General features: G+C 34.5%; 21 protein-coding genes. 11 read left to right on the top strand and 10 right to left on the bottom strand.

Annotated elements, in window-relative coordinates; genetic code table 11:
* Positions 1–102 precede the first annotated feature (102 nt).
* Genes ACGH4F_RS01995 through ACGH4F_RS01985 form a run of 3 tightly spaced genes read right to left on the bottom strand, consistent with a single transcriptional unit; the run spans position 103 to position 5,124 of the window.
* Positions 103–1,236 (bottom strand): ABC transporter permease, encoded by a 1,134-nt coding sequence (locus ACGH4F_RS01995; RefSeq protein WP_267350900.1) that lies wholly within the window; start codon positions 1,234–1,236, stop codon positions 103–105.
* A gap of 2 nt (positions 1,237–1,238) precedes the next feature.
* Positions 1,239–4,037, bottom strand: a complete 2,799-nt coding sequence (rbbA, locus tag ACGH4F_RS01990) for a ribosome-associated ATPase/putative transporter RbbA (RefSeq protein ID WP_411589801.1) — start codon at positions 4,035–4,037, stop codon at positions 1,239–1,241.
* Between the two features lie 13 nt (positions 4,038–4,050).
* On the bottom strand, positions 4,051–5,124 hold the full coding sequence (locus tag ACGH4F_RS01985) for an HlyD family secretion protein (RefSeq protein WP_267350896.1): 1,074 nt from the start codon (positions 5,122–5,124) through the stop codon (positions 4,051–4,053).
* Positions 5,125–5,472: 348 nt separating this feature from the next.
* On the opposite strand from ACGH4F_RS01985, the gene argE reads away from it, so the two are divergent.
* A complete protein-coding gene (gene argE / locus ACGH4F_RS01980) occupies positions 5,473–6,630 on the top strand; it encodes an acetylornithine deacetylase (RefSeq protein WP_411589799.1) in 1,158 nt (385 codons plus the stop codon).
* Positions 6,631–6,667: 37 nt separating this feature from the next.
* Here argE and rnz read toward each other — a convergent pair whose 3' ends face one another.
* Together rnz and ACGH4F_RS01970 are read right to left on the bottom strand one after the other, a co-directional pair.
* Positions 6,668–7,585 carry a ribonuclease Z gene (gene rnz / locus ACGH4F_RS01975; protein WP_411589797.1) on the bottom strand — a complete coding sequence of 306 codons (918 nt, stop codon included), beginning with the start codon at positions 7,583–7,585 and terminating at the stop codon, positions 6,668–6,670.
* A 5-nt stretch (positions 7,586–7,590) separates the two neighbouring features.
* A complete protein-coding gene (locus ACGH4F_RS01970; protein ID WP_220217224.1) occupies positions 7,591–7,818 on the bottom strand; it encodes a YccJ family protein in 228 nt (75 codons plus the stop codon).
* 75 nt (positions 7,819–7,893) lie between these two features.
* Between ACGH4F_RS01970 and yaaA the strand changes: the two genes are divergently transcribed.
* Positions 7,894–8,667 (top strand): peroxide stress protein YaaA, encoded by a 774-nt coding sequence (yaaA, locus tag ACGH4F_RS01965; protein ID WP_411589796.1) that lies wholly within the window; start codon positions 7,894–7,896, stop codon positions 8,665–8,667.
* Positions 8,668–8,681: 14 nt separating this feature from the next.
* Positions 8,682–9,641 carry an AEC family transporter gene (locus tag ACGH4F_RS01960; protein WP_411589794.1) on the top strand — a complete coding sequence of 320 codons (960 nt, stop codon included), beginning with the start codon at positions 8,682–8,684 and terminating at the stop codon, positions 9,639–9,641.
* An 11-nt stretch (positions 9,642–9,652) separates the two neighbouring features.
* On the opposite strand, the gene ACGH4F_RS01955 is transcribed toward ACGH4F_RS01960, so the two are convergent.
* A complete protein-coding gene (locus ACGH4F_RS01955; protein ID WP_267350887.1) occupies positions 9,653–10,510 on the bottom strand; it encodes a carboxylate/amino acid/amine transporter in 858 nt (285 codons plus the stop codon).
* A gap of 579 nt (positions 10,511–11,089) precedes the next feature.
* Here ACGH4F_RS01955 and ACGH4F_RS01950 point away from each other — a divergent pair.
* Positions 11,090–11,338 (top strand): hypothetical protein, encoded by a 249-nt coding sequence (locus ACGH4F_RS01950; protein WP_411589793.1) that lies wholly within the window; start codon positions 11,090–11,092, stop codon positions 11,336–11,338.
* 487 nt (positions 11,339–11,825) lie between these two features.
* On the top strand, positions 11,826–12,524 hold the full coding sequence (locus ACGH4F_RS01945; RefSeq protein WP_411589792.1) for a hypothetical protein: 699 nt from the start codon (positions 11,826–11,828) through the stop codon (positions 12,522–12,524).
* A 281-nt stretch (positions 12,525–12,805) separates the two neighbouring features.
* On the opposite strand, the gene ACGH4F_RS01940 is transcribed toward ACGH4F_RS01945, so the two are convergent.
* Together ACGH4F_RS01940 and ACGH4F_RS01935 are read right to left on the bottom strand one after the other, a co-directional pair.
* Entirely contained in the window at positions 12,806–13,660 is an 855-nt protein-coding gene (locus tag ACGH4F_RS01940) for a hypothetical protein (protein ID WP_267350879.1), read from the bottom strand.
* A 41-nt stretch (positions 13,661–13,701) separates the two neighbouring features.
* Positions 13,702–14,409 (bottom strand): hypothetical protein, encoded by a 708-nt coding sequence (locus tag ACGH4F_RS01935; RefSeq protein WP_411589790.1) that lies wholly within the window; start codon positions 14,407–14,409, stop codon positions 13,702–13,704.
* A 331-nt stretch (positions 14,410–14,740) separates the two neighbouring features.
* Between ACGH4F_RS01935 and ACGH4F_RS01930 the strand changes: the two genes are divergently transcribed.
* The 5 genes from ACGH4F_RS01930 to ACGH4F_RS01910 all read left to right on the top strand — a co-directional run bounded on the left by ACGH4F_RS01930 (position 14,741) and on the right by ACGH4F_RS01910 (position 18,703).
* Positions 14,741–15,031 (top strand): hypothetical protein, encoded by a 291-nt coding sequence (locus tag ACGH4F_RS01930; RefSeq protein ID WP_411589789.1) that lies wholly within the window; start codon positions 14,741–14,743, stop codon positions 15,029–15,031.
* A gap of 158 nt (positions 15,032–15,189) precedes the next feature.
* A complete protein-coding gene (locus tag ACGH4F_RS01925) occupies positions 15,190–15,507 on the top strand; it encodes a hypothetical protein (protein ID WP_411589787.1) in 318 nt (105 codons plus the stop codon).
* A gap of 196 nt (positions 15,508–15,703) precedes the next feature.
* Positions 15,704–16,111, top strand: coding sequence for a hypothetical protein (locus ACGH4F_RS01920; protein ID WP_267350875.1), 408 nt, complete (start codon positions 15,704–15,706; stop codon positions 16,109–16,111).
* A gap of 161 nt (positions 16,112–16,272) precedes the next feature.
* The gene (locus tag ACGH4F_RS01915) at positions 16,273–16,992 is read left to right on the top strand and encodes a hypothetical protein (protein ID WP_411589785.1); all 720 of its coding nucleotides are present in this window, start codon (positions 16,273–16,275) and stop codon (positions 16,990–16,992) included.
* 118 nt (positions 16,993–17,110) lie between these two features.
* Complete coding sequence (locus ACGH4F_RS01910; RefSeq protein ID WP_267359707.1) at positions 17,111–18,703, top strand: ABC-F family ATPase; 1,593 nt, start codon at positions 17,111–17,113, stop codon at positions 18,701–18,703.
* Positions 18,704–18,788: 85 nt separating this feature from the next.
* Here ACGH4F_RS01910 and ACGH4F_RS01905 read toward each other — a convergent pair whose 3' ends face one another.
* Together ACGH4F_RS01905 and ACGH4F_RS01900 are read right to left on the bottom strand one after the other, a co-directional pair.
* A complete protein-coding gene (locus ACGH4F_RS01905; RefSeq protein ID WP_267351012.1) occupies positions 18,789–19,127 on the bottom strand; it encodes a YggL family protein in 339 nt (112 codons plus the stop codon).
* A 14-nt stretch (positions 19,128–19,141) separates the two neighbouring features.
* Positions 19,142–20,464: a DEAD/DEAH box helicase gene (locus tag ACGH4F_RS01900; RefSeq protein WP_411589783.1), complete on the bottom strand. Its 1,323-nt coding sequence runs from the start codon at positions 20,462–20,464 to the stop codon at positions 19,142–19,144.
* A 296-nt stretch (positions 20,465–20,760) separates the two neighbouring features.
* Here ACGH4F_RS01900 and nikA point away from each other — a divergent pair, with 296 nt between their 5' ends.
* Positions 20,761–22,326, top strand: coding sequence for a nickel ABC transporter substrate-binding protein (nikA, locus tag ACGH4F_RS01895; protein WP_411589782.1), 1,566 nt, complete (start codon positions 20,761–20,763; stop codon positions 22,324–22,326).

The raw sequence follows: 22,326 nt of genomic DNA, 5'->3' as shown, positions 1-22,326 counted from the left end.
TTATAGAAGATGAAGGCAATTAAATTGAAAAAATAATAAACCATAACCAACTCATTAAAAATCAATCGATTGCTTATGGTTTATCAGCATATAGCAAGTGACTTACGATCCCATATTAACAATTGAGCTACGGAAACGTCTTAATGCTATAAAGAAAAAGACCGATCCAATTCCAATTAACCATACATAGGATGTCCACACAACACTCAACCCTGCACCACGATATAGTATGGCTTGCCCTAATTCGACAAAATGCGTTGTTGGGGCAATCATCATAATATTTTGTACTACTTCAGGCATACTTTCCCTTGGTGTACTACCACCGGACAACATTTGCAACGGTAATAAAATTAAAATTAACAACATGGCAAATTGTGCCGTTGATTTGGCTATGGTTGCCATAAAGATCCCGAGTGACGTTGTCACAAATAAATGTAAAGCGGCTCCAATCAAAAATAACGTAATTGAGCCATTAATTGGAACATTAAGCCAGCTTTTTACCACCAATAGTAATGCCACCCAAGTTGAGATTAAGACCACTAATCCCATTGACCATACCTTAGATATCATTATTTGAAACGGTGTGACAGGCATGGAAAGCAGATGATCAATAGTGCCATGTTCACGTTCTCGCATTAATGCAGCTCCGGTTAAAATAATGGATAACGTCGTCACAATATTAATTATTTCCATTACCGAGCCAAACCAAGAGCGAGTTAAATTCGGATTAAATGAGGTATGAACTTGAATATTGACAGGTAAATCCGTTGCTTTGCTGTAACGATTAACATACTCTGTCACTTCACCCGTGATGATTTGTGTGATATAACCATTCCCTACAAAAGCTTGCCCCATTCGAGTCGCATCGATATTTAATTGAATTTCAGGACTTTGATTGTTCAACACATCACGCTGAAAATTAGGCGGAATATTTAAAGCAAAGGTATAACTATCGGTATCCATGCCTCGATCCACCTCATCCATTGAGTATAATTTTACAGGTTGATTAAACATCGGCGGATAAAAAGCCGCAACAATTTGTCTTGATAACGGTGAATCATCTTCATCAACCACCGCTATTGAGGCATGATGAAGCGAGTCAGATGTTGCTGTAGCGGCAATATAAATATCAAACGTAAAACAGTAACCTATTAACAGAAGCATGATAGGATCGCGTAATAGTCCCCATAATTCCTTAATACCTAATCGATAAATATTAATTAAGCTTTGCTTCATAACTACCCTTCCTGTTTTTTAAGAAGAAAAATACTGGCGCACAACACAACAGGAATAGTGACTAATAATGCGAATAAAGAATTGTGTAAATCATTAAAACCCAGTGCTTTATTAAATACACCTCGTGCAATGATTAGCATATGTGTTGTTGGATAAACTTCACCGATATAACGCCCACTCCCCTCCAATGAAGCCACAGGATTGAGTAAACCCGAAAACTGAATAGCAGGTAACATAGTGCCGACACAGGTTAAAAATATCACTGCAATTTGACTACGTGTAATTGTTGACGCCAACAGCCCAAGTCCCGTTGAAATAATACAATAAGCTAAAGCAGCCAGACACAAGGTAAATAAACTGCCTTTGATTGGCACGCCAAAAATAGTAATCGCCATAAACAGCAACAGCAAAAAACTAAACATAGAAATAACAATATAAGGTACTTGTTTACCTAATAAAAATTCAGCACGCGTTACAGGGGTAACATATAAATTAATAATCGATCCCATCTCTTTTTCACGGACAACCGATAAAGCTGCCAGCATGGAAGGAATCATCAATAATAAAATAGGAATAACCGCCGGTACCATTGACGGTAAGCTTTTTACATCAGGATTATATCGATACCGCGTCTCAATATTCGCCAAACTGGTTGAATCTTTTCCCGACATTTCTTTCACTTTTTGACTTAGCCAAGCAAGATGCATACCTTGTACATAGCCTTTAATGGTTTCTGCGCGTAGTGGCATGGCACCATCTATCCAAACACCAATATCAACGGAATCACCACGTTGAATATCTCGTCCAAAATTAGGTGGAATTTCAATCGCTAACGCAATATCATTACTTCGTAAACGGGCATCCATATCGGCATAATCCGTTATAGGTGGCCTTTCAACAAAGTAACGTTTGGAACCAGACAAATTAAGCGTATAGTTTTGACTGATTTCACTTTGGTCACGATCTAGCACGGCAAAACGTAAATTTTCGACATCTAGCGTAATCCCATAACCCATAACGAGCATTAAGATTGCTGACCCCATTAATGCCAACATCGCACGTAAAGGATCTCGCGACAGTTCAAGTGTTTCACGCCATAAACAACCAATCATCCGTGTTAAACTAAATCCTTGAAGATGATTCGCTGGTGGGATGACTGTTTGGGATTTGTCAGCGGTAACTGGAGCTTCGGTCGATTTTTGTTGTGCATCGCTATCGTCAGCACCTGCATCAACTAGATAGCGGATGAAGGCATCTTCTAAAGTCGACGCGTTTTTCGATGCAATAATATTATCGGGAGTATCACTTGCCAACACTTTCCCCGCATGCATTAAAGAAATTCTGTCACATCTTGCGGCTTCATTCATAAAATGGGTAGTAATAAAAACCGTTACTTTATCTTTACGGGATAATTCGATGATCAAACGCCAAAAGTCATCTCGAGCAATCGGATCGACGCCCGATGTCGGTTCATCTAAAATTAATATTTCTGGGTTGTGCACAACGGCGACCGATAAAGATAAACGCTGTTTAACCCCTAAAGGTAAGCTATCAGGTAGATTTTGAGCATCTTGTTCTAATCCAAACCGTTTAAGAAGTTCAGAAACACGTTCAGGTATTTTACTTTCTTCAATGCCAAATAAACGTGCATGTAGCACTAAGTTTTGCTCAACAGTCAATTCACTATACAAAGAAAAAGCTTGAGACATATAACCTAAATGCCGTCTGGTATTAATATCATTGGCATCAACAGGTTTTCCAAATAACCAAGCTTCACCGGACGAAATAGGTAATAAGCCAGTTAACATCTTCATGGTTGTTGATTTACCACAACCGTTTGACCCTAAAAAGCCAAAAATCTCGCCTTGTTTAATCGAAAAATTAACATGATCGACTGCAATAAAATCCCCAAATTGCTTAGTTAGCCCTTTCGCTTCTATCGCTGTTTGTAGATTGTTATTCACATCCAAAGGTGGAATTTCAACGGCTTGATAGCCTTGTTTGGCACTTTCTGGCATCAACTGAATAAAGGCATCGTCTAAATTATCTTTTCCTGTTTGGCTTAATAATGATTTAGGTGTGCCGGTTTCTAAAATTTTACCGCCATACATTGCAACAAGCCAATCAAAGTTTTGTGCTTCATCCATATAAGCTGTTGCCACAATAACACTCATTTGTGGTCTTTGCTGCCGAATTTTATTAATTAATTGCCAAAATTGCGCTCGGGAAAGGGGATCGACCCCCGTGGTAGGTTCATCAAGAATCAGTAAATCAGGATCATGAATCAAAGCAGAACATAAACTGACTTTTTGTTTCATACCGCCAGATAGTCGCCCTGCTGGTCTTGATAAAAAGGGATAGAGCCCGGTACTTTTTGTTAATTCGTCAATGCGACGTCGGCGCTCTGCGGCATCATTACCAAATAAACGAGCAAAAAATTGAAGATTTTCCTCGACAGATAATGTTGGATAAAGATTTTTACCTAATCCTTGTGGCATGTAAGCAATACGAGTACACACCGCTTTACGATGTGACTTATCTCGCATATCGCCATCTAAAACATAAACTAAACCGTCTTGAATAACATGTGCACCCGCAATCAAAGACAGCAAACTTGATTTACCAACCCCATCGGGTCCAATTAATCCCACCATGCACCTTGGTGGAATAGTTAAACTAATGTTATCCAGCGCACAATTTTTTTCATAATGCAGTGAAACATCGCTAATTTTAACCACTGCATCATCAATAGATTTAGCTTCTGCTAATAAAGCTAAATCCTTATTGTCTGATTCTGACATATGCTATCTCCAATTATTTAGTTGGACATTTGGCTACATCAGATAAATCAGCTGGCCAAGAAGTATTCGGGTTTAATCTCACCCATGCTACACCTGGTAAACCCGTTTTTACTTGATTGATAAAACATTTTAATAATTCAGGATCGAGTTGTGCTTTCACTCTAAACATCAATTTTTGGCGTTCATCTTTCGTTTCAACCGTTTTAGGGGTGAACTGTGCAACACTCGAAACAAACGAAATTTTAGCGGAAATGGCTTTGTCAGGTAAGGCATCTAAAATCAATCTAACCTCGTCACCAATGGCTACTTTGCCCGCTACAGTTTCGGGTAAAAAGAAGGTTAAATAAACGTCATACAAATTAACCAGATTTAGCACTTTACCACCAGAAGGCATCACTTCACCTAATTGAGCAATACGATATTGGATACGACCATCGACAGGTGCAACGAGTGTACTGTCATCAATATCGGCTTGGATTTGTCTGATATTGGCATCAGCAACATTAATGGCTGATTTAGCACTTTCCACACCAGCTTGTGCAACTTCTATTGCGGCATCCGCTGCTGTCACTTGTGATTGAGCGGAATCTAATGCTGCTTTAGCGCTATTGAATTTAGCGGTATCATCATCAAATTGTTGAATGGATAAAGCCCCTTTTTGATAAAGGGTGGTTGTTCGTTGAAGATGTTTTGAAGCGATATCTAAGTCACTTTCACGCTGAGTAACACCGGCTAAAGCCGCAATTTTATCACTCATTTTTAAAGAAACTTGTGCTTTAGCACTTGCCTCATTACTGATAGCTTGAAGGTATTGGGCTTGAGCTTCGTTCAATTTGGCTTGCAACGTATCAGTTTGCATTACAACGAGTGGTTGCCCTGCCTTAACAAAATCCCCTTCATTCACGTTAATTTTTTCAATTCGACCTGCTAATTTTGCAGAAATATTGATTTCGGTTGCCTCAATACGCCCATTTCCACTAGTAAAATCCGCACCATATCCATCCGTTTTTAGTTGCTGCCATGCAATAAAAATAATAGCAAGTATAACGACGGTGATAATAATCCATTTTTTGCTTATTTGTTTCATAACTCATGCCTTGTTCAAGATAATTAATTTATAATCAAGCTTAACGAAATATTGAATCGTTATATGCTATTTAGTAATGATCAAATAATAACAAATGTTTTTTACAAATAAAATCAGCATACAAAATAAACGCAAGAAATGTTAAAAAATTGAAAATCAGTGAATCTTTATCAATTGATCACACCAAATTAATGTTTGCTGGTCATAATGAGTTACTACTAAATTAGTCATGCAGATTAAAAACAGCGTGAAACATAAGCGTTAGTCATAGGCAAATCTTACAGTAAGTGATATGCTTATCATCTTATTAATGGATTTAATTTAATTAGCAATTTAAGGTGATTTTGTATGGCACTGCCCTCTTTTTTAACGCTTTATAGTGAACTGATATCAACCCCAACAATCAGCAATGTAACCAATGAAAAACTCGATTTTTCAAACAAACCTTTAATAGACAAATTAGCAAACTGGTTTGAAGAGTTAGGTTTCAAAGTTGAAATACAGCCCGTACCGAATACTCGCGGTAAATTTAATTTATTAGCGACTTATTCAAATAATGAAAACCAGACACAAGGTGGATTACTGCTTAGCGGCCATACTGACACAGTGCCTTTTGATGAAGGACAATGGACTAAAGATCCTTTCAAATTAACGCAAGAAAACAACAAGTTATATGGATTAGGCACAGCAGACATGAAAGGTTTTTTTGCTTTTATACTTGATGCCTTACGTGATATTGATCTAACCAAACTAACTAAACCTATTTATGTTCTTGCTACCGCTGATGAAGAAACCACCATGGCTGGAGCATCATTTTTTGCTAAAAATACTCACTTACAACCCGATTGTACAATCATTGGTGAACCAACATCATTAATACCGATACGTGCGCACAAAGGCTTTATTTCCAACTCAATCAAAGTCATTGGTAAGTCTGGTCATTCAAGTGATCCAGACAAAGGAATAAATGCGATTGAAGTCATGCATTTAGCTATCGCACAATTGTTAAAACTGAAACAACAGTTTAAAGAACGGTATCATAATGACGGTTTTACTGTTCCCTATCCGACGCTTAATCTCGGGGTCATTCATGGGGGCGATGCAGCAAACCGTATTTGTGGTTGTTGCGAACTAATTATTGATATTCGTGTATTGCCAAATAACGATGTTAATTCGCTTTATCATGATCTCTGTCAGGCTTTACAACCGATCATGGACAAATACCCTAACCGTATTTCGGTTGAATATGAAGTATCCCCAATTCCGGGTTATGAATGTAAAAAAGATCATCCTGCTTTACAGCAAGTTGAAAAATTAGTTGGTCAAACTGCGCAAACCGTAAACTACAGTACTGAAGCGCCCTATTTAAACCAAATTTCACCAACCATTGTATTAGGTCCTGGTTCAATTGAACAAGCACATCAACCTGATGAGTTTATTTCAATGGATTTTTTAAAACCGACTAAAATAGCTATCGAAAATTTGATTAAAGATTTTTGTTTATAAAAAATATCCTTTTCGCCGAAACAGTCGGCGAAAAGGATTAGATATTAAACGTTGAAAAATCACTCGCAATTTCCGTATTAGCAAATATGCTTCTTGCCTCATTAATTAATTTATCATTATCTTTAAGGCTATATCTTGGGCTGATATGGGTCATGATAAGTTGCTTGGCATTGGCATATTTAGCAATCGTTGCAGCATGAACAGTGGTAGAATGCCCTCGTTCTAAGGCTTTTTCTTCCAAAGCATGCTCTTGAGTCGCCTCATGCACCATTAAATCAACATCTTTGGCTAGCGCAATTGAGGCTTGACATGGGACAGTGTCACCAAAAATTGCCAATTTTCGACCTTGCCTTACCGATCCTAAATAATCATTACCATGAATAACACGGCAGTCTTCTAAGGTAACAGTTTTACCGGCTTTCAAAAGTGCATAGTGTGCGCCAATTTCGATATTATCTTGTTTCAATTTATCGATATCTAGACTAGCTGGTAAATCCTTTTCAATAATACGATAGCCAAAGCAAGGAACGCGATGCTGCAACAATGTTGCTTCGACTTTGAACTTTTCATCTTCGAAAACCGTACAGTCTTCTTCAAGCTCAATGATATTGAGTGGATAACTTAACCAAGAGTGACTAATTGCGATAACCGTTTCAATAAATTGCTTCACCCCTTTAGGTGCAATTAAGGTTAAAGCGGATTGATTTTGCATTAAAGAACGCGTGGTTAATACCCCTGGAAGCCCAAACAGATGATCACCATGTAAATGTGTTAAAAAAATCATTTCAAGTTTTGCAAGACTAAATTTAACTTTTTGCATTTGCATTTGAGTGGCTTCACCACAATCAAACAACCATAATTTGCCACGTTCTTGCAAAAGATCTAACACAATACTACTCACATTACGCTCAGCTGTTGGGCAACCAGCACTGGTGCCTAAAAAAGTCAATTTCATAAAACTTAGATATTTTTACGCTCGATTGTTTGTTCACCCCAAAACAGTCTATCTGCTTTTGTTTTAGAAAAGGCAAGTGGCAATACTTCATCACTTCCTTCTGACCAAATTTGTTCAGCAAGCTTTTCATCATTATGCGCTAACTCAAAAATGGCTTCTGCAATTTCTAGAGATGTTTCACGAATTTTTGCCCAAGAACGAAGGTCATGTATTTCTTTTTTGGTTTGATTCATTTTTATACCCCTTTTTTGCAAGATTAGGTGTAAAATACCCTCAATTTACATAAATTACAATAGGTGTATCACTTTATGCTAACGATAATTTCTCCTGCCAAGACCCTCGATTTTCAAAGTCCGCTTATCACAAAAACACACACATTACCTAAATTTATTAAAGATTCTGAGATACTTATTAAAGAGTGTAAAAAATTATCCGCCGACGATTTAGCTAAATTGATGTCAATTAGTCTAAAATTGGCTGAAGTAAATTATGAACGATTTCAACATTGGCATAAAGAATTTAATCTTGAAAATGCCAGACAAGCAATTCTTGCTTTTAAAGGTGATGTGTATGAAGGGCTTCATGTCGACGATTTTTCAGCAGCAGATTTAAAATTTGCTCAATCTCATTTACGGATCTTATCCGGACTTTATGGTCTACTCAACCCCCTTGACCTTATTCAACCCTATCGTTTAGAAATGGGGATACGCCTAAAAAACGGTCATAACAATAATTTATATCAATTTTGGGGAGATAAATTAACCGACCAGTTAAATAATGAGTTTCATAAAACTGCAAATCCAACGTTAATCAATTTAGCCTCGAATGAGTATTTTAAAGCCATTAAACCAAAACAATTAAAAGCGACGATTATCCAACCTATTTTTTTAGATGAAAGTAAAGGTGAATTCAAGGTAATTAGTTTTTATGCCAAAAAAGCACGAGGATTAATGAGTCGTTACATTATCAAAAATAACCTCAATCAACCTGATGATATAAAAAGCTTTAACCTTGAAGGCTATCAATTTGATCCAAAACGATCGACGCAGTTAGAATGGTATTTTATTCGTAAACATCAATAAATAGTAATTATCATATGGCTTTTTTTTCGACGTTAGGACAACAATTTGTCGCAACATTACCGCTATTTATTCTTATTTTATTAGGCTATATAGCGGTTAAATTAGGTCGCTGGCAAAAAACGGTGACCGACAGTTTAACCAAATTCACCTTTTATATCGCATTTCCGATTATGCTCTTTCAAATTATGAGCCATTTTTCCGAGCATTCTGAAATCGATATGAAACTATTATTCGTCTTCTTCGGTAGCTCATTTATTGTTTTTGCTTTAGGCTGCTTAATTGCCTACAAATGTTTTCACCTAAATGGTTCTGAAAGTACGATGTTTGCTATGGGGGGAATCTATACCAATACAGTATTTGTTGGTATCCCAATCATAAAAATGCTACTGGGTGACAGTGCAATTCCAATTGTTGCGATTATTGTCATCTTTAATGCACTTATTTTATGGATGCTAGCAACCGTATCGATCGAATTTGTACAAATGGGAAAACTTTCCAGCAAAGGATTTATTAAAGCATTCAAAAATGTCACCAAAAACCCTATAATTATAGGCATTTTTGCCGGTATTGCGGTTAATTATACGGGTATCACATTACCTAAATTCATTCAACAATCCACAAAAATGGTCAGTGACATGACAGCACCTTTATCACTTATTGTATTAGGCATGGGGCTGGCCGAATATCAAATCAGGAACAAATTACACATTACCGCAACAATCTGTATGATAAAACTGGCAATACTACCTATTGTTACATTTGTGACAGGAAAACTGTTAGGATTACCCGTATTGGAATTACAAGTTATTGTATTATTAAGCTCAGTATCGATTGCGATTAACTGTTATATGATGGCAAGACAATTTGAGGTATTACAAGGCCCTATTGCATCAAGTTTACTCATATCAACAGCATTATCATCCATAACAACACCGTTGATATTATCCATTATGTTACAATTTGGCTTAACATAATGTTATTTAATTTATTTTGGGGAGTGGCGTTTTATTTTGTGATGAAGTATTAAAGCAAACACAATCACCGCACTTCCAATTGAAAATCGAATCCAGTCAATGGATTGATGCCAAACTACGACATTAACCAAGATGCCTGTTGGAATAACCACGTTATTCATAATCGCTAATGTCCCTGAGTCCACTTTAGTTGCGCCATAGTTCCATAAAAAATAACACAAACCAGAGGCAATCACACCAAGCCAAATAATGATACCCCACTGTAAGTTGGTTGTAGGTAATTTTGAATAATCACCAAACAATAACCAGCCAAGACTAGCAACAAGCACAGCCCCTAAATAGACCCATGCAAAAGCTTGATGTTGGGGCAATGGATAAAGTTCCATAATTCGTTTATATCCAACCTGCCCTAAAGCAAACACAACATTTGCGCCCTGAATTAATAAAAATCCAATAATAAAATCACGACTGATATGATCATAGCGAATAATAGCTGCACCAATAACGGCAATAATAGCCGTTAACAGATAACTATATCGAAGACGATGCCCTTGCAATATGTCATAAATGATCGTGACATAAATAGGCGTTGATATGGTAAAAAGAAGGACTTCAGGTACTGAAATATACTGAAAGGAATTATAATAAAAAAAGTACATAATCCCCAATTGACAGGCTCCAACGCCCATTAACAAAATCATCTGTTTAAAGCGGATACCACGAAATCGAAAAAAAGGAATAAAAGTAATAAAAGCTAACAAAACACGCATCACAACAGCAAACCAAGAGTCAACTTGTCCACTGAGATAAACAGCAATGAGACTGAATGAAAATGACCAAACAATCGTGACAAAAATAAGATAAAACATAAATCACAAATAACAAATTAAATTTAAATTGCACGCATCGTACCAATTCATCATTAACTTGTAAACGATTTATTACAATAATTGGTGACAAATAACGTTAATGATCTAAATTATTCAATCATTCTACACGACTACATTACTTGATAACCTGTATACAAATGATTATTACTCTTCATCGAATACTGCCGTAGCAAAATCCATTCCACAAGTAAAAAGTCTAATGGAAAATAAAATTTCGAATTTTACACCCAATAATCGTAGATATATTGAACTTAATTCAGATATTAAAGGAACATAAACATGATTAAATACAAATCATCCTGTCATGACTCAAGATGTTTCTAAATTGTTGTACAAAAATTTTTCAATATAAAGAATAGTGATAAAACAAAGAAAGGTTTGTTACCCTATTCCGCTATAAAGATACAGTCCGGTGACAGTTAAAGGGCAAAATTCAATCTATCCAAGAAGATTATAAATGGATGGCACTATGAAATTATTGAAGATTTTAATCATAATATTACTAGTAATTAAATTTTTACCAAAATTCTTATTTGTCAGGATGATCCTACCGTTTTTATGGTGTTGAAGAAGCCGAAAGGTTATTATACTTATCCTCTCTGTTATACTTATCTTGAAGCAAATTACCATAAAGGGTTACCAATTGGAATTTGGAAATTTTATAAATTAGATTACCAAGAGAAGCCAGATGGATCTGCTGATCTATCTTCTGCTAAAAAAGGCAAACTTTTGTACACAGAAACCTATAAAGACGGTGAGCTTATCGAACGCAAATTTGTGGATAAAGAAATCGATGAATTGAAGTAACGATAGTGTATGAAACAACCGGTAATTTTACTTATCACCTTATTAGTAAGAACGGTGGTAAGCAAACCAATATAAATGAGTAAATAAAAAAAATAATCATTCAAAACTAATCTTTATTGATTGATAAATTTGATATTAAAAGATGTAAAAAGAAAAATAAACTTTCTTGCTCAACTCTATATAGAAAAACCCAATTTAGAAGTACCTTCGAAGATCAAACAAAAGTCCTACAAATTATAAAGATGAAGTAGATTTCTCCAAGGATTTATTTCATTTGTTTAACTCAGCAGGATAAGTATTCTACAATTTATATAAAACAAACATTAAAGGTGATGGATAAAGGTTTAACAGATTCAGATGTTGAATCTGTTACCAAACAAATTAATGGTGGACTTAATAATATTGAATAAAGAAAAAAATACCAAATGGATCGAAGAATTTATAAAATATGATAAACAATGTTTTAATCGATAAGATAGATAACGTGATGAAAAATAAAATAAGTTACTTTTTTATTATAGTATTGCTATGTAGTTGTAGTAATAAACAATTAAATCAAGAAAATGTGGAAGTTAGTTTCTTTAATGAAAAAAAGAATATACATGAAACGGCTAAAGCAATGTCACCCATTATAGAAAATAATTTCGAAAGTACTTATATTTTGGATACTTTTGATATTTTTTCTCATAAAATAATTTTGCAATCCGACGTTTTTTTAAATTTCCAGAATAGCTATGAAAGAGTTTTTGAAATCTCTTTAATAAATAAATTGGATTATGTCATTGTCGAAATACAAAACACAATAGGCGTAAGCGCTTATCAATTATTTATTCGAGAACGAAATAACAAATTAGAAATCTTCAAACAAACGGGTTGGGATCGTATCCTTTTTACATTTGAAATAGCAAAAGATGATTATGATTCTGCAAATGCAAGCTTGATCTGCTTAAGTCAAAAAATAAAACCAATAAATGGCATCATAAAAATCCCTGATGATTTAGATTTGGCCAATGAAAATACAAAAGACTGCTTTGCTTGCCCACAACAATATACTACTGAAGAGTGTTTACAAAAAAACAATCGGGTGAAAAATTTGTCTGGAAAGAATAAGAGGAAAGAGATATCACATATTTCTAATCCATGTAATGAATTAAATGAGAAACACATCATCAAAACAACCACGTGAATGTTGACTTGATAATGTTGTTCTTATTCATTGCTATGCTTTTAAGTCTGAAAATATTTTACTTAAAAGCTAAACTAGCAAAAAAATAATAGTCACGTTTTCTTTTTGGCATAGTCTAATACTTTTTGAAAAACGCATTTCATATTTTGAACTTGAAGGAAGATTTCTTTTGAAAGTTCTGTTCCGTTTAGTTTTGCGTTGGAATATTTTGCAGCATTATCAATATAACTTTTCGCTGTTTTATCCGTTACTCCTCCCTAACAACATAAATTTTCTGCTTACTATTTCTTTACTGGGTAATAATCTAGTCCTTTTATATTATTATTTTTTAAAAGTTGATATAGCTTTTGCGATACAAAGACTTCTTTATAATTGGCATGACCGGAACCAAAATTTTCTTGAGATACAAAAAAATCAAAATTTCCAGGATGATTTTCAAAAGACGGAAAAAATCCTTTATTGTTTAAATGAAACCTAGTCATTTCCCACTCTGGGATATGTGTTTTCTCATCTATATTATTATCATTTATATTTAATTTAGATGAGGATATTCCTTGTGGTAACAATTGAACTACTGTAACTAGAGGTTTTTGATTACCATACCCAATTACACTTTTGCTTTGTATATTTAGTGGTTTAAATATATTTTCATAAATTGAAGGTGTAGTAAAAAATGTATCTTCAAGCCAATATATTGTTCCTATACCTTTTTTATTCCATTTAGGTTCGCTTAATAATGAGATACTTCCAATTTGCTTTCCTCTAATAATTCCAAAATTTTCACTTCTTTTTGTTATTTCAAATACGTTCTTTAAATAAGGAAAAACATTAAAAGGAAATTTTTCCAATTCATCATTTCCATCTAAGTCTTCTGGTTGAGGATATCCCAATATTTTACTAGACTCAATTGATAAATAATCGGCATTAATTCTTTCGTTTTCTGAAAATTCTGTTTTGACAACAGAAACATAGTATTTATAGTTGCTTCCGAATATGGATTGAAGTTGCTCGTTCATTTCGTCATTTTCATAGAATGTAAAAGCATCACATCCCACATCGACATAAATATTTATATTTTTTAATTGAGAAACTTCTTTTAAGGAAAAATTTTTAAAAAATCGATATTTTATTTTCATATTGATTAAATCCATGTATCAATTTTTTTAAACTTTTTCTATTATCCTTTCATAGGATAATAATTTAAACCTTTAATATTGTTAATTTTTAATATGTTATAAAGTTTTTTTGAAATTATTGTATTTCTTTGAGTTAATCCTCCTGTACCAAAATACTCATGCGTATAAAAAAAATCAAATTCACCGGGTGAAGAATCAAAAGATGGATAATAAGAATCATTTCTTAATACATATTTATCAATATCCCAATTTACAATATGTGTTTTTTCTTTGATTTGAGTTTTATTAATAATTAAATGAGATTTACTAATCCCTTGTTGAACTATTTGTACAACATTTTCTAATTTTGTTTGAGTTTTATAATTGATAACTGGCAAAGATTTAATATTTAACGGTCTAAATATTTTTTCAAAAACTTCGGGTTTTACAAAAAAAGCATCTTCAATGTTATTTGTCCATGCAATTTCATTTCCTCTCCAATTAGGTTCATTTTCTAAAGAATAATAGCCGATTTGATTTCCTCTTAATATTCCAAATTGTTTGTCAGTATTAATTATTTCAAAGACACCTTTGTAATAAGGGTATATATCAAATGGATATTCGTATTCATCTACAATAGATTTATCATCTGGTTTTGCATATCCCAACATTTTATTTGCATATATATTTAAATACGGGGCTAATGATATATCTTTTTCTGAAAAATAACCTTTCTTTTGAGCAACATTATCCCAATCCTTATTCAACATATTTTTTATTGGTTCAAAATTTTGATTATTTTCCTCGATTTCAAATGAATCCCACCCTTCTCCTACATTAATTCATAATTTTTCTAATTTACTTTGTTCTTCTTTATTAAAATTTTTAACAATTCTATATTTTATCTTCATAGTTCTAAACTTTTTAATTTTCTGGTTAATTTTTATATAATTCTCTTGCGAAATTTCCAACTTCTTTAAATGATGGCTTAATAATACCATAAGAAAATTTCTTCCTCCATGCACTAGTGAATGTTTGGTGTTCTTCTTTTGTTGATAGAATAGAAAGCATTTATCTATTTTTTAGGAGGTTTAAAGATATTTGCAAATCTTTTTTCAAAAAGAAAGTAATATTGACGCTTTAAAAATAGCGCTTGATTATTATCATTGGGAATTAAAACACTATCAATTTGAAAAAAGACCAGTTTGGCAGGAGTATCAAGCCATTGCCGATAAAAAAGCCCCTAAAAAAGTGAAAGTTGTTTATATAGAAAACTTTCCAGGTATTTTACCAAGGGATGAAAAAAATATGTTCATATTTTATCTAACTCAATTAGATAATAAATGGTATTTAACAATTCTAGATTTTTATACTATGGATTGCAGTGCGTAAAATGCGGGATAATAAAAAAATGTATTCACAAAAATTGTTATTATTCAGAGTAATTGATTGATTAAGAATCCACATTAAATGAAAAATAAACAATTCAATATTACCTGAAATAAGGTATACTCTTGCCATAAGATGTGATAAACGCAACGAAAAGATTGATGAAATATTTATTATATATAACATTACTTATTTTTAGCCTTTCCTGTGTGGGTACAACTATAAAACCAGTCCCTATTGCGAATAAACTAAAAATTACCGATCAAATAGAATTAATCTTCTTAACTTATAATGAAGAATTCAATCTTTATTCAGATCCAAGATTAATTAAAAATGGGGTTACATCTAAAATCAAAGGATATGATGATGATGACCAATATACCGGTATTGACTCAATAAATATTAAAATATCTGAAAATAAACATTATGTTAAAATGGATGCGATTATCAAAGGTTATGTTGAAATATCAGACAATTAGCGATGGCTACACGAAAACTATCAATGTGTCATTATCGATATCAAAAAATCAAAAGTTGTCTGGTCTGGGGTGCAAAAGTGTGACGGAGAGTGGAAAGGTAATCAATGGATAAGTCATGAACAAGTCGAATTTAATGGCAAATAAAGTTTAAGTTCGAAAGAAGATAAACAGCTAAAAAACATGGAAAATTTAAAAGATGAGTAATTTCAAAAAAAATTTATATTTACTAGTCGCAATAGTATTCATTTCATGTTCATGTAATTCAAGTTTGGCTGACGAAAATAAACGCGATTTTAGTCAAACTTTATCCAATGACAAAGCCTTATGTCAAAAACCGATAAAAGAATACTTTCCAAATGGAACATTAAAATTATCAGGTTGCCAAGGGATTTATAATGGAACAGGAATCCAAGTTGGATTATGGAACAAATATAATGAAAAAGGCGAATTGATCGAAACGGCGTATTACCACCCCGACGAGTTTGGAAAAGACTATAAAATTATTACGCAATATGAAAAAAATAAAATCATCTCGAAAAAAATATACAACTTTGATGATTTGTACGAAGTTGAGTTAAAAGAACTTTCAACTATACCTAAATAATAATTCAATGCTTGGATATTAGTCCAATCAATAGATTAATCTTAATATAAAAGCATGATAAAAAATAACAATGTAGATTGGAAATAATGAATAAAATTTTAATACTAATAACAAGCCTATTAATAACCTTCTCGTGCCAAGCACAAGATGAGATAACCAATATGACTAAGTCATGTCATGATTTAAAATTTCGAAATCTCATTTATTACCAAATGTGTTTAGATTGGCATTTAAGTGCAAACGATATTCTAGAGATTACGCAAAATAAGCACGAAGAATATTTACCCGATGATGTTAATTTTGAACATTATTATGGTTTTACCCCTGATGGTATCTATATTAAAGCTGAATTAACCAAAAATAATAAACTTTATGATATCCTGTTAGGTTCGCAATCATGGTTTTTACTTACCGATAAGCACACTGAACAATCACAACTATATTCTTACCGAGATCCTAAACATTCCCGATACTTTCTAGGAGACTTTGTCACCGAAGCATTAGTCGAACAACATCCTGAGTTAGAAGAACGATACAAACAACATTATCAATCAGCAATTAATACTATTTTGCAATATCAACCAACGACCTTAAAAGATTTTAATGGTCATTATAGTTCGACTTATTTAACACTTACTATTCATGATACTAAGATTAAACTTAATACGCTTGATTACGATTTACCGTTATACCTAAAAAACGACGTCAGTCTTTGCGCCTATCAAGGATTAGCAAAAGAACAAAGCCAAGGCAATTTTATCTTTAACCTGTTTATTAAGGATAAAAGATATTATTTTCAATCACCTAACTTTATGGATAATAAGATCATTGAAGTTCATAATTATCCTACAGCCCTTATAGACTCACTTCAATACTATTAGGATCCTCAAAAGGTTTAAACTATGGCATAATGTGCGTTAAATCACATTTTTTAACTTTAACTTATAAGGTATTAAAAGCATCAAGTTAAAGCTTTAATCATTTAGAGAGTATAGATCAGTGTTAAGTACAAATAACATCACCATGCAATTTGGTAGTAAACCGCTATTTGAAAATATTTCGGTTAAATTTGGGAACGGCAATCGTTATGGGCTTATTGGCGCCAATGGTAGCGGTAAGTCAACGTTTATGAAAATCATTGGTGGCGATTTGGTGCCAACTTCGGGTAATGTGGCGTTAGATCCTCATGAAAGATTAGGTAAATTACGTCAAGATCAGTTCGCTTTTGAATCCTTTACCGTGTTAGATACGGTGATTATGGGGCATACTGAGTTGTGGGAAATCAAGCAAGAACGTGATCGGATCTATTCTTTACCGGAAATGAGTGAAGAAGATGGTTTTAAAGTGGCTGATTTAGAAACCCAATACGCCGAAATGGATGGTTATAGTGCCGAGTCTCGTGCTGGCGAACTATTGTTAGGGGTCGGCATTCCCATTGAACAGCATTATGGTCTAATGAGTGAAATTGCCCCTGGTTGGAAGCTACGTGTGTTATTAGCCCAAGCGCTCTTTTCGAATCCCGATATTTTATTACTGGACGAGCCAACCAATAACTTAGATATTGATACCATTCGTTGGTTAGAAGATACGCTTAATGAGCGTGAAAGTACCATGATTATTATTTCGCATGATCGCCATTTTTTAAATATGGTTTGTACCCATATGGCAGATCTTGATTATGGTGAATTGCGTATTTATCCGGGTAATTACGATGATTATATGACGGCATCAACACAAGCCCGAGAGCGTTTATTAGCGGATAACGCTAAGAAGAAAGCACAAATCAGTGAACTGCAATCTTTTGTTAGTCGTTTTAGTGCCAATGCGTCGAAGTCTAAACAAGCGACATCTCGAGCCAGACAAATTGAGAAAATTAAACTGGAGGAAGTGAAAGCATCTAGCCGTCAAAATCCATTTATACGCTTTGAGCAAGATAAAAAATTGTTCCGTAATGCCTTAGTCGTTGAGAATTTGACCAAAGGCTTTGATAATGGCCCTTTGTTTAATAATCTTAATTTAATGGTTGAAGTCGGCGAGAAGGTCGCCATTTTAGGTACCAATGGAATTGGTAAAACCACTTTAATTAAAACCTTAATGGGAGAACTAACGCCAGAGCAAGGCGAGATTAAATGGTCAGAAAATGCCAATATCGGTTATTATGCTCAAGATCATGAATACGAATTTGATGAAGAATTAACCGTATTCGACTGGATGAGCCAATGGAAGCAACCTACTGACGATGAACAAGCAGTACGAAGTGTTTTGGGTCGCTTATTATTTTCACAAGATGATATTAAGAAGAAGGTTAAAGTGCTGTCGGGTGGTGAAAAAGGACGAATGCTATTTGGTAAATTGATGATGCAAAAACCCAATATCATTGTCATGGACGAACCGACAAACCATTTAGATATGGAATCGATCGAGTCGCTCAATATGGCATTAGAACTTTATCAAGGTACCCTATTCTTTGTTTCGCATGACCGTGAGTTTGTCAGTTCGTTAGCGACTCGTATTGTTGAAATTACACCAGAAAAAGTGATCGATTATACCGGTAATTATGAAGATTATTTACGTAGTCAAGGAATCGAATAATTAGTTAAATGAATTGCAAACAAATAGCCACAATTGTGGCTATTGAATAATTAAGCTAACTTAATCAAATATGGTTTAAAATCGATTAGAAATCTAATTCATCCCACCAAATATCAATTAACGGGCTGACTTTGATATTTTTTAAACCATGACTTTCCAACCATTTTGTCACAATGTCCCGATGCGCTTCGGTACAATTGCCGAGTTTTTGAGTACAGACAATGCCTTTCCAGTTTAGATAGCCACTTCCTTCATATGCTAAACCATTTGGTTGGATAGCTTCGAGAATGAACTGATCAACAATGTTATCTAAGGTTTCTTCACTTGTTCCTTCGTCAAAAGACCAACTGACAGTAAAACCTAACTCTTTAAACTCTTCAATATGTAATTTTTTACGTAAACGTCGACTGCGATTTACCATGATAATATCCTTCTATTTTAATGAGTATGACTTTGTTTATTATTTGTGTTAGCGTGTTTTTTTGTTCGGTTAACACCACCACGCTTATTGGGTTGATTAGACCGATTTTGCGTGTTGTGATTGTTTTTCGATAGCCGTTTTTTAGGTGAAGATTTTGTTTTCGGCTCAGCTTTAATGGTTGGGTCAACGGCAAAACCATCGGTATGGATTTCGGGTATTGGTTTTTTGATCAACTTTTCAATGGCTTTTAATTGTGGCAGTTCGTCAATACAGACTAATGAAATCGCCTGCCCTTGATTTTGCGCTCGCCCTGTTCGACCAATTCGATGCACGTAATCTTCAGCAACCTGCGGTAATTCATAATTAACCACATAAGGCAATAGTTCAATATCCAATCCTCTGGCTGCAATGTCGGTGGCGACTAGTGCCCGAATTTGTCCGGTTTTAAAATCGGCTAAGGCTTTGGTGCGGGCGCCTTGGCTTTTGTTACCATGAATAGCTGAAGCTTTAATCCCGTCTTTAGTGAGTTGCTCAGCTAAATGGTTAGCGCCGTACTTAGTGCGAGTAAAAATTAATACTTGTTGCCATTGGTTTTTACCAATTAAGTACGATAGTAATTCCCGTTTACGACGTTTATCTACTCGATGAACATATTGGGTAATTTGTTTTGATGTACTGTTGGTTCTGGCAACAGCAACCGTTTCAGGGGAATGTAAAATCGTTTCCGCCAGTGTTTTTATCTCATCTGAAAACGTTGCTGAAAACATTAAATTTTGACGTTTTTTAGGTAATTTTGCAATCACTCGCCGTATATCATGAATAAAACCCATATCTAACATGCGATCGGCTTCGTCTAAAACCAGCATTTTAACCGTTGCAAGATCAACAGCATTTTGGTGGACTAAATCGAGTAACCGTCCGGGTGTAGCGATCAGAATATCCACACCACCACGCAACTTCATCATTTGGGGATTAATGCTTACGCCACCAAATACCACTAATGAACGAATCGCTAAATGACGGCTGTAATCACGAATGTTTTCACCAATTTGTGCAGCAAGTTCACGAGTTGGCGCTAAAATTAACGCATAAAGGGGGCGTTTCTTTTTTTTTGTTTCGGGGCGATTTGCCGTTTTGGCTTGTTGTTCAATCAGCTTTTGCAAAATTGGCAAACCAAAACCTGCCGTTTTACCAGTGCCCGTTTGTGCACTTGCCATAAGGTCTTTTCCCGATAAGATTACCGGAATGGCTTGCTGTTGAATGGGGGTAGGCTGAGTGTAGTGTTGTTCTTGTAGTGCTTTTAAAATCTTGGCATCTAAACCAAGAGAGTCAAATGACATGAAATGTTTCCTAAATAAACAAAAATTAAATTTTCGTTAGTTATTATAAAGCAATTCTATTACTTTTGTTTGATTATTTATTATCCCTGTTAATAAGATTGCGATGAAATCGTTCTGTTAAGATTTGTTTTAACAAAATTTCGTAAGTTTTTTGCTAAAAAATAGACTAGATGATATTTATTATCATTTGCATCTGTGCTACTATTCTTGCGCTAAAAATCGTTGTATTTACAACATTTTTGACACTATTTCCATCAATGATTATTTTTTAAAAACTTTTGCATAACGGATTGCCCATGATAGTACATTTCAACCGCACCAAAAAATGGTTAATGGTTTTCGCATTAGCCTCAGCTAGCCTTAATTGTTTCGCTAAAGATGATATCACTTTTGCTAACTTTCGCGATATTCGTGATCTTAACCCTCACCTCTATTCTGGTGAGATGTGGGCTCAAAATATGCTGTATGAATCTTTAGTCCATTATAACGAAGATGGCTCTTTTTCACCTTGGCTTGCGGAAAGCTGGACAATCAGTAATGAAGGAAAAACCTATACGTTCAAACTTCGACAAGATGTGACATTTAGCGACGGTACTAAATTCGATGCACATAGCGCTAAATTAAATTGGGATGCCGTACTTTCAAATAAAGATCGTCATACTTGGCTTGAAATGGTGCGTTTAATTACCGATATTAAAGCGCTTGATGATTACACCCTACAAGTCAATCTGTCTGAACCTTACTATCCATTTTTGATTGAGATTGCCGTCACCCGCCCTATGCGTTTTATATCGCCTAATGCCATGAAAAATGGTGAAACCAAAAATGGCGTTAATTCTTATATTGGTACGGGGCCTTATGTGTTAAGTGAACATAAGAAAGATCAGTATGCTATTTTTACAGCCAATCCCACTTATTGGGGGAACAAACCGCAACTTAAAACCGTAACTATGAAGGTGATTGCGGATAATCAAAGCCGTTTGATGGCACTTGAAAAAGGTGAAATCGATCTGATTTATGGCAAAAATATGGTGGATGCCGATTCTTTCGAGCGTTTTTCGAAAATGGATAAGTTTCAGACATTGATGTCTAAACCTGTTTCAAGCCGTATCGTATTGATGAATACGACTCGCCCGGCATTGAGTGATGTTAATGTGCGTCAGGCAATTGAGCATATTATTAATAAAAATGATATTTCAGAAGGAATTTTTAATCACAGTGAAGCACCGGCTGATACTCTAATGGCGACCAATATCCCTTATGCCAATATTGGATTAAAACCTTATCAATACGATACTAAATTAGCACAACAACTTTTGGATAAAGCAGGTTGGACAAAAGCCAACGGTCAACAATACCGCCAAAAAGACGGCAAACCGTTCGAAATCACACTGTATTATGATAGTAATACTGCTTCACAAAAAACCATCGCCCAATATATGCAAGATGAATTTGAACAAGTTGGATTAAAACTGAATATTCATGGTGAAGAAGAACAAGGCTATCGTGACCGCCAAAAAGCGGGTGATTTTGATATGGTATTCGATATTTCTTGGGGTACGCCTTATGATCCACAATCCTTTTTATCCGGTATGAAATTACCAGTATATGGGGATTATATGGCACAACAAGGCTTAAAAGAAAAGCCTCAAATTGATGCCAGCATTAGCAAAGCATTGATTTCAACAGACGAGCAAGAACGCCAAGCCCTATATCGTTATGTGCTTGAGACATTGCATAAACAAGCGGTCTATATTCCTTTAACTTATGAACGCAATCGAGCTATTGCTATTAAATCTCTTAAAGGCATTGAGTTTGCTCCATCACAATTTGATATTCCTTTTGAGAAAATGCACTATTAA

Source organism: Gilliamella sp. CG35 (assembly GCF_046635745.1).
In the GTDB taxonomy this organism is placed as follows: domain Bacteria; phylum Pseudomonadota; class Gammaproteobacteria; order Enterobacterales; family Orbaceae; genus Gilliamella; species Gilliamella apicola_I.
Note: the sequence above shows the minus strand (reverse complement) of the source record. Positions and strands in the feature narration are given on the sequence as shown.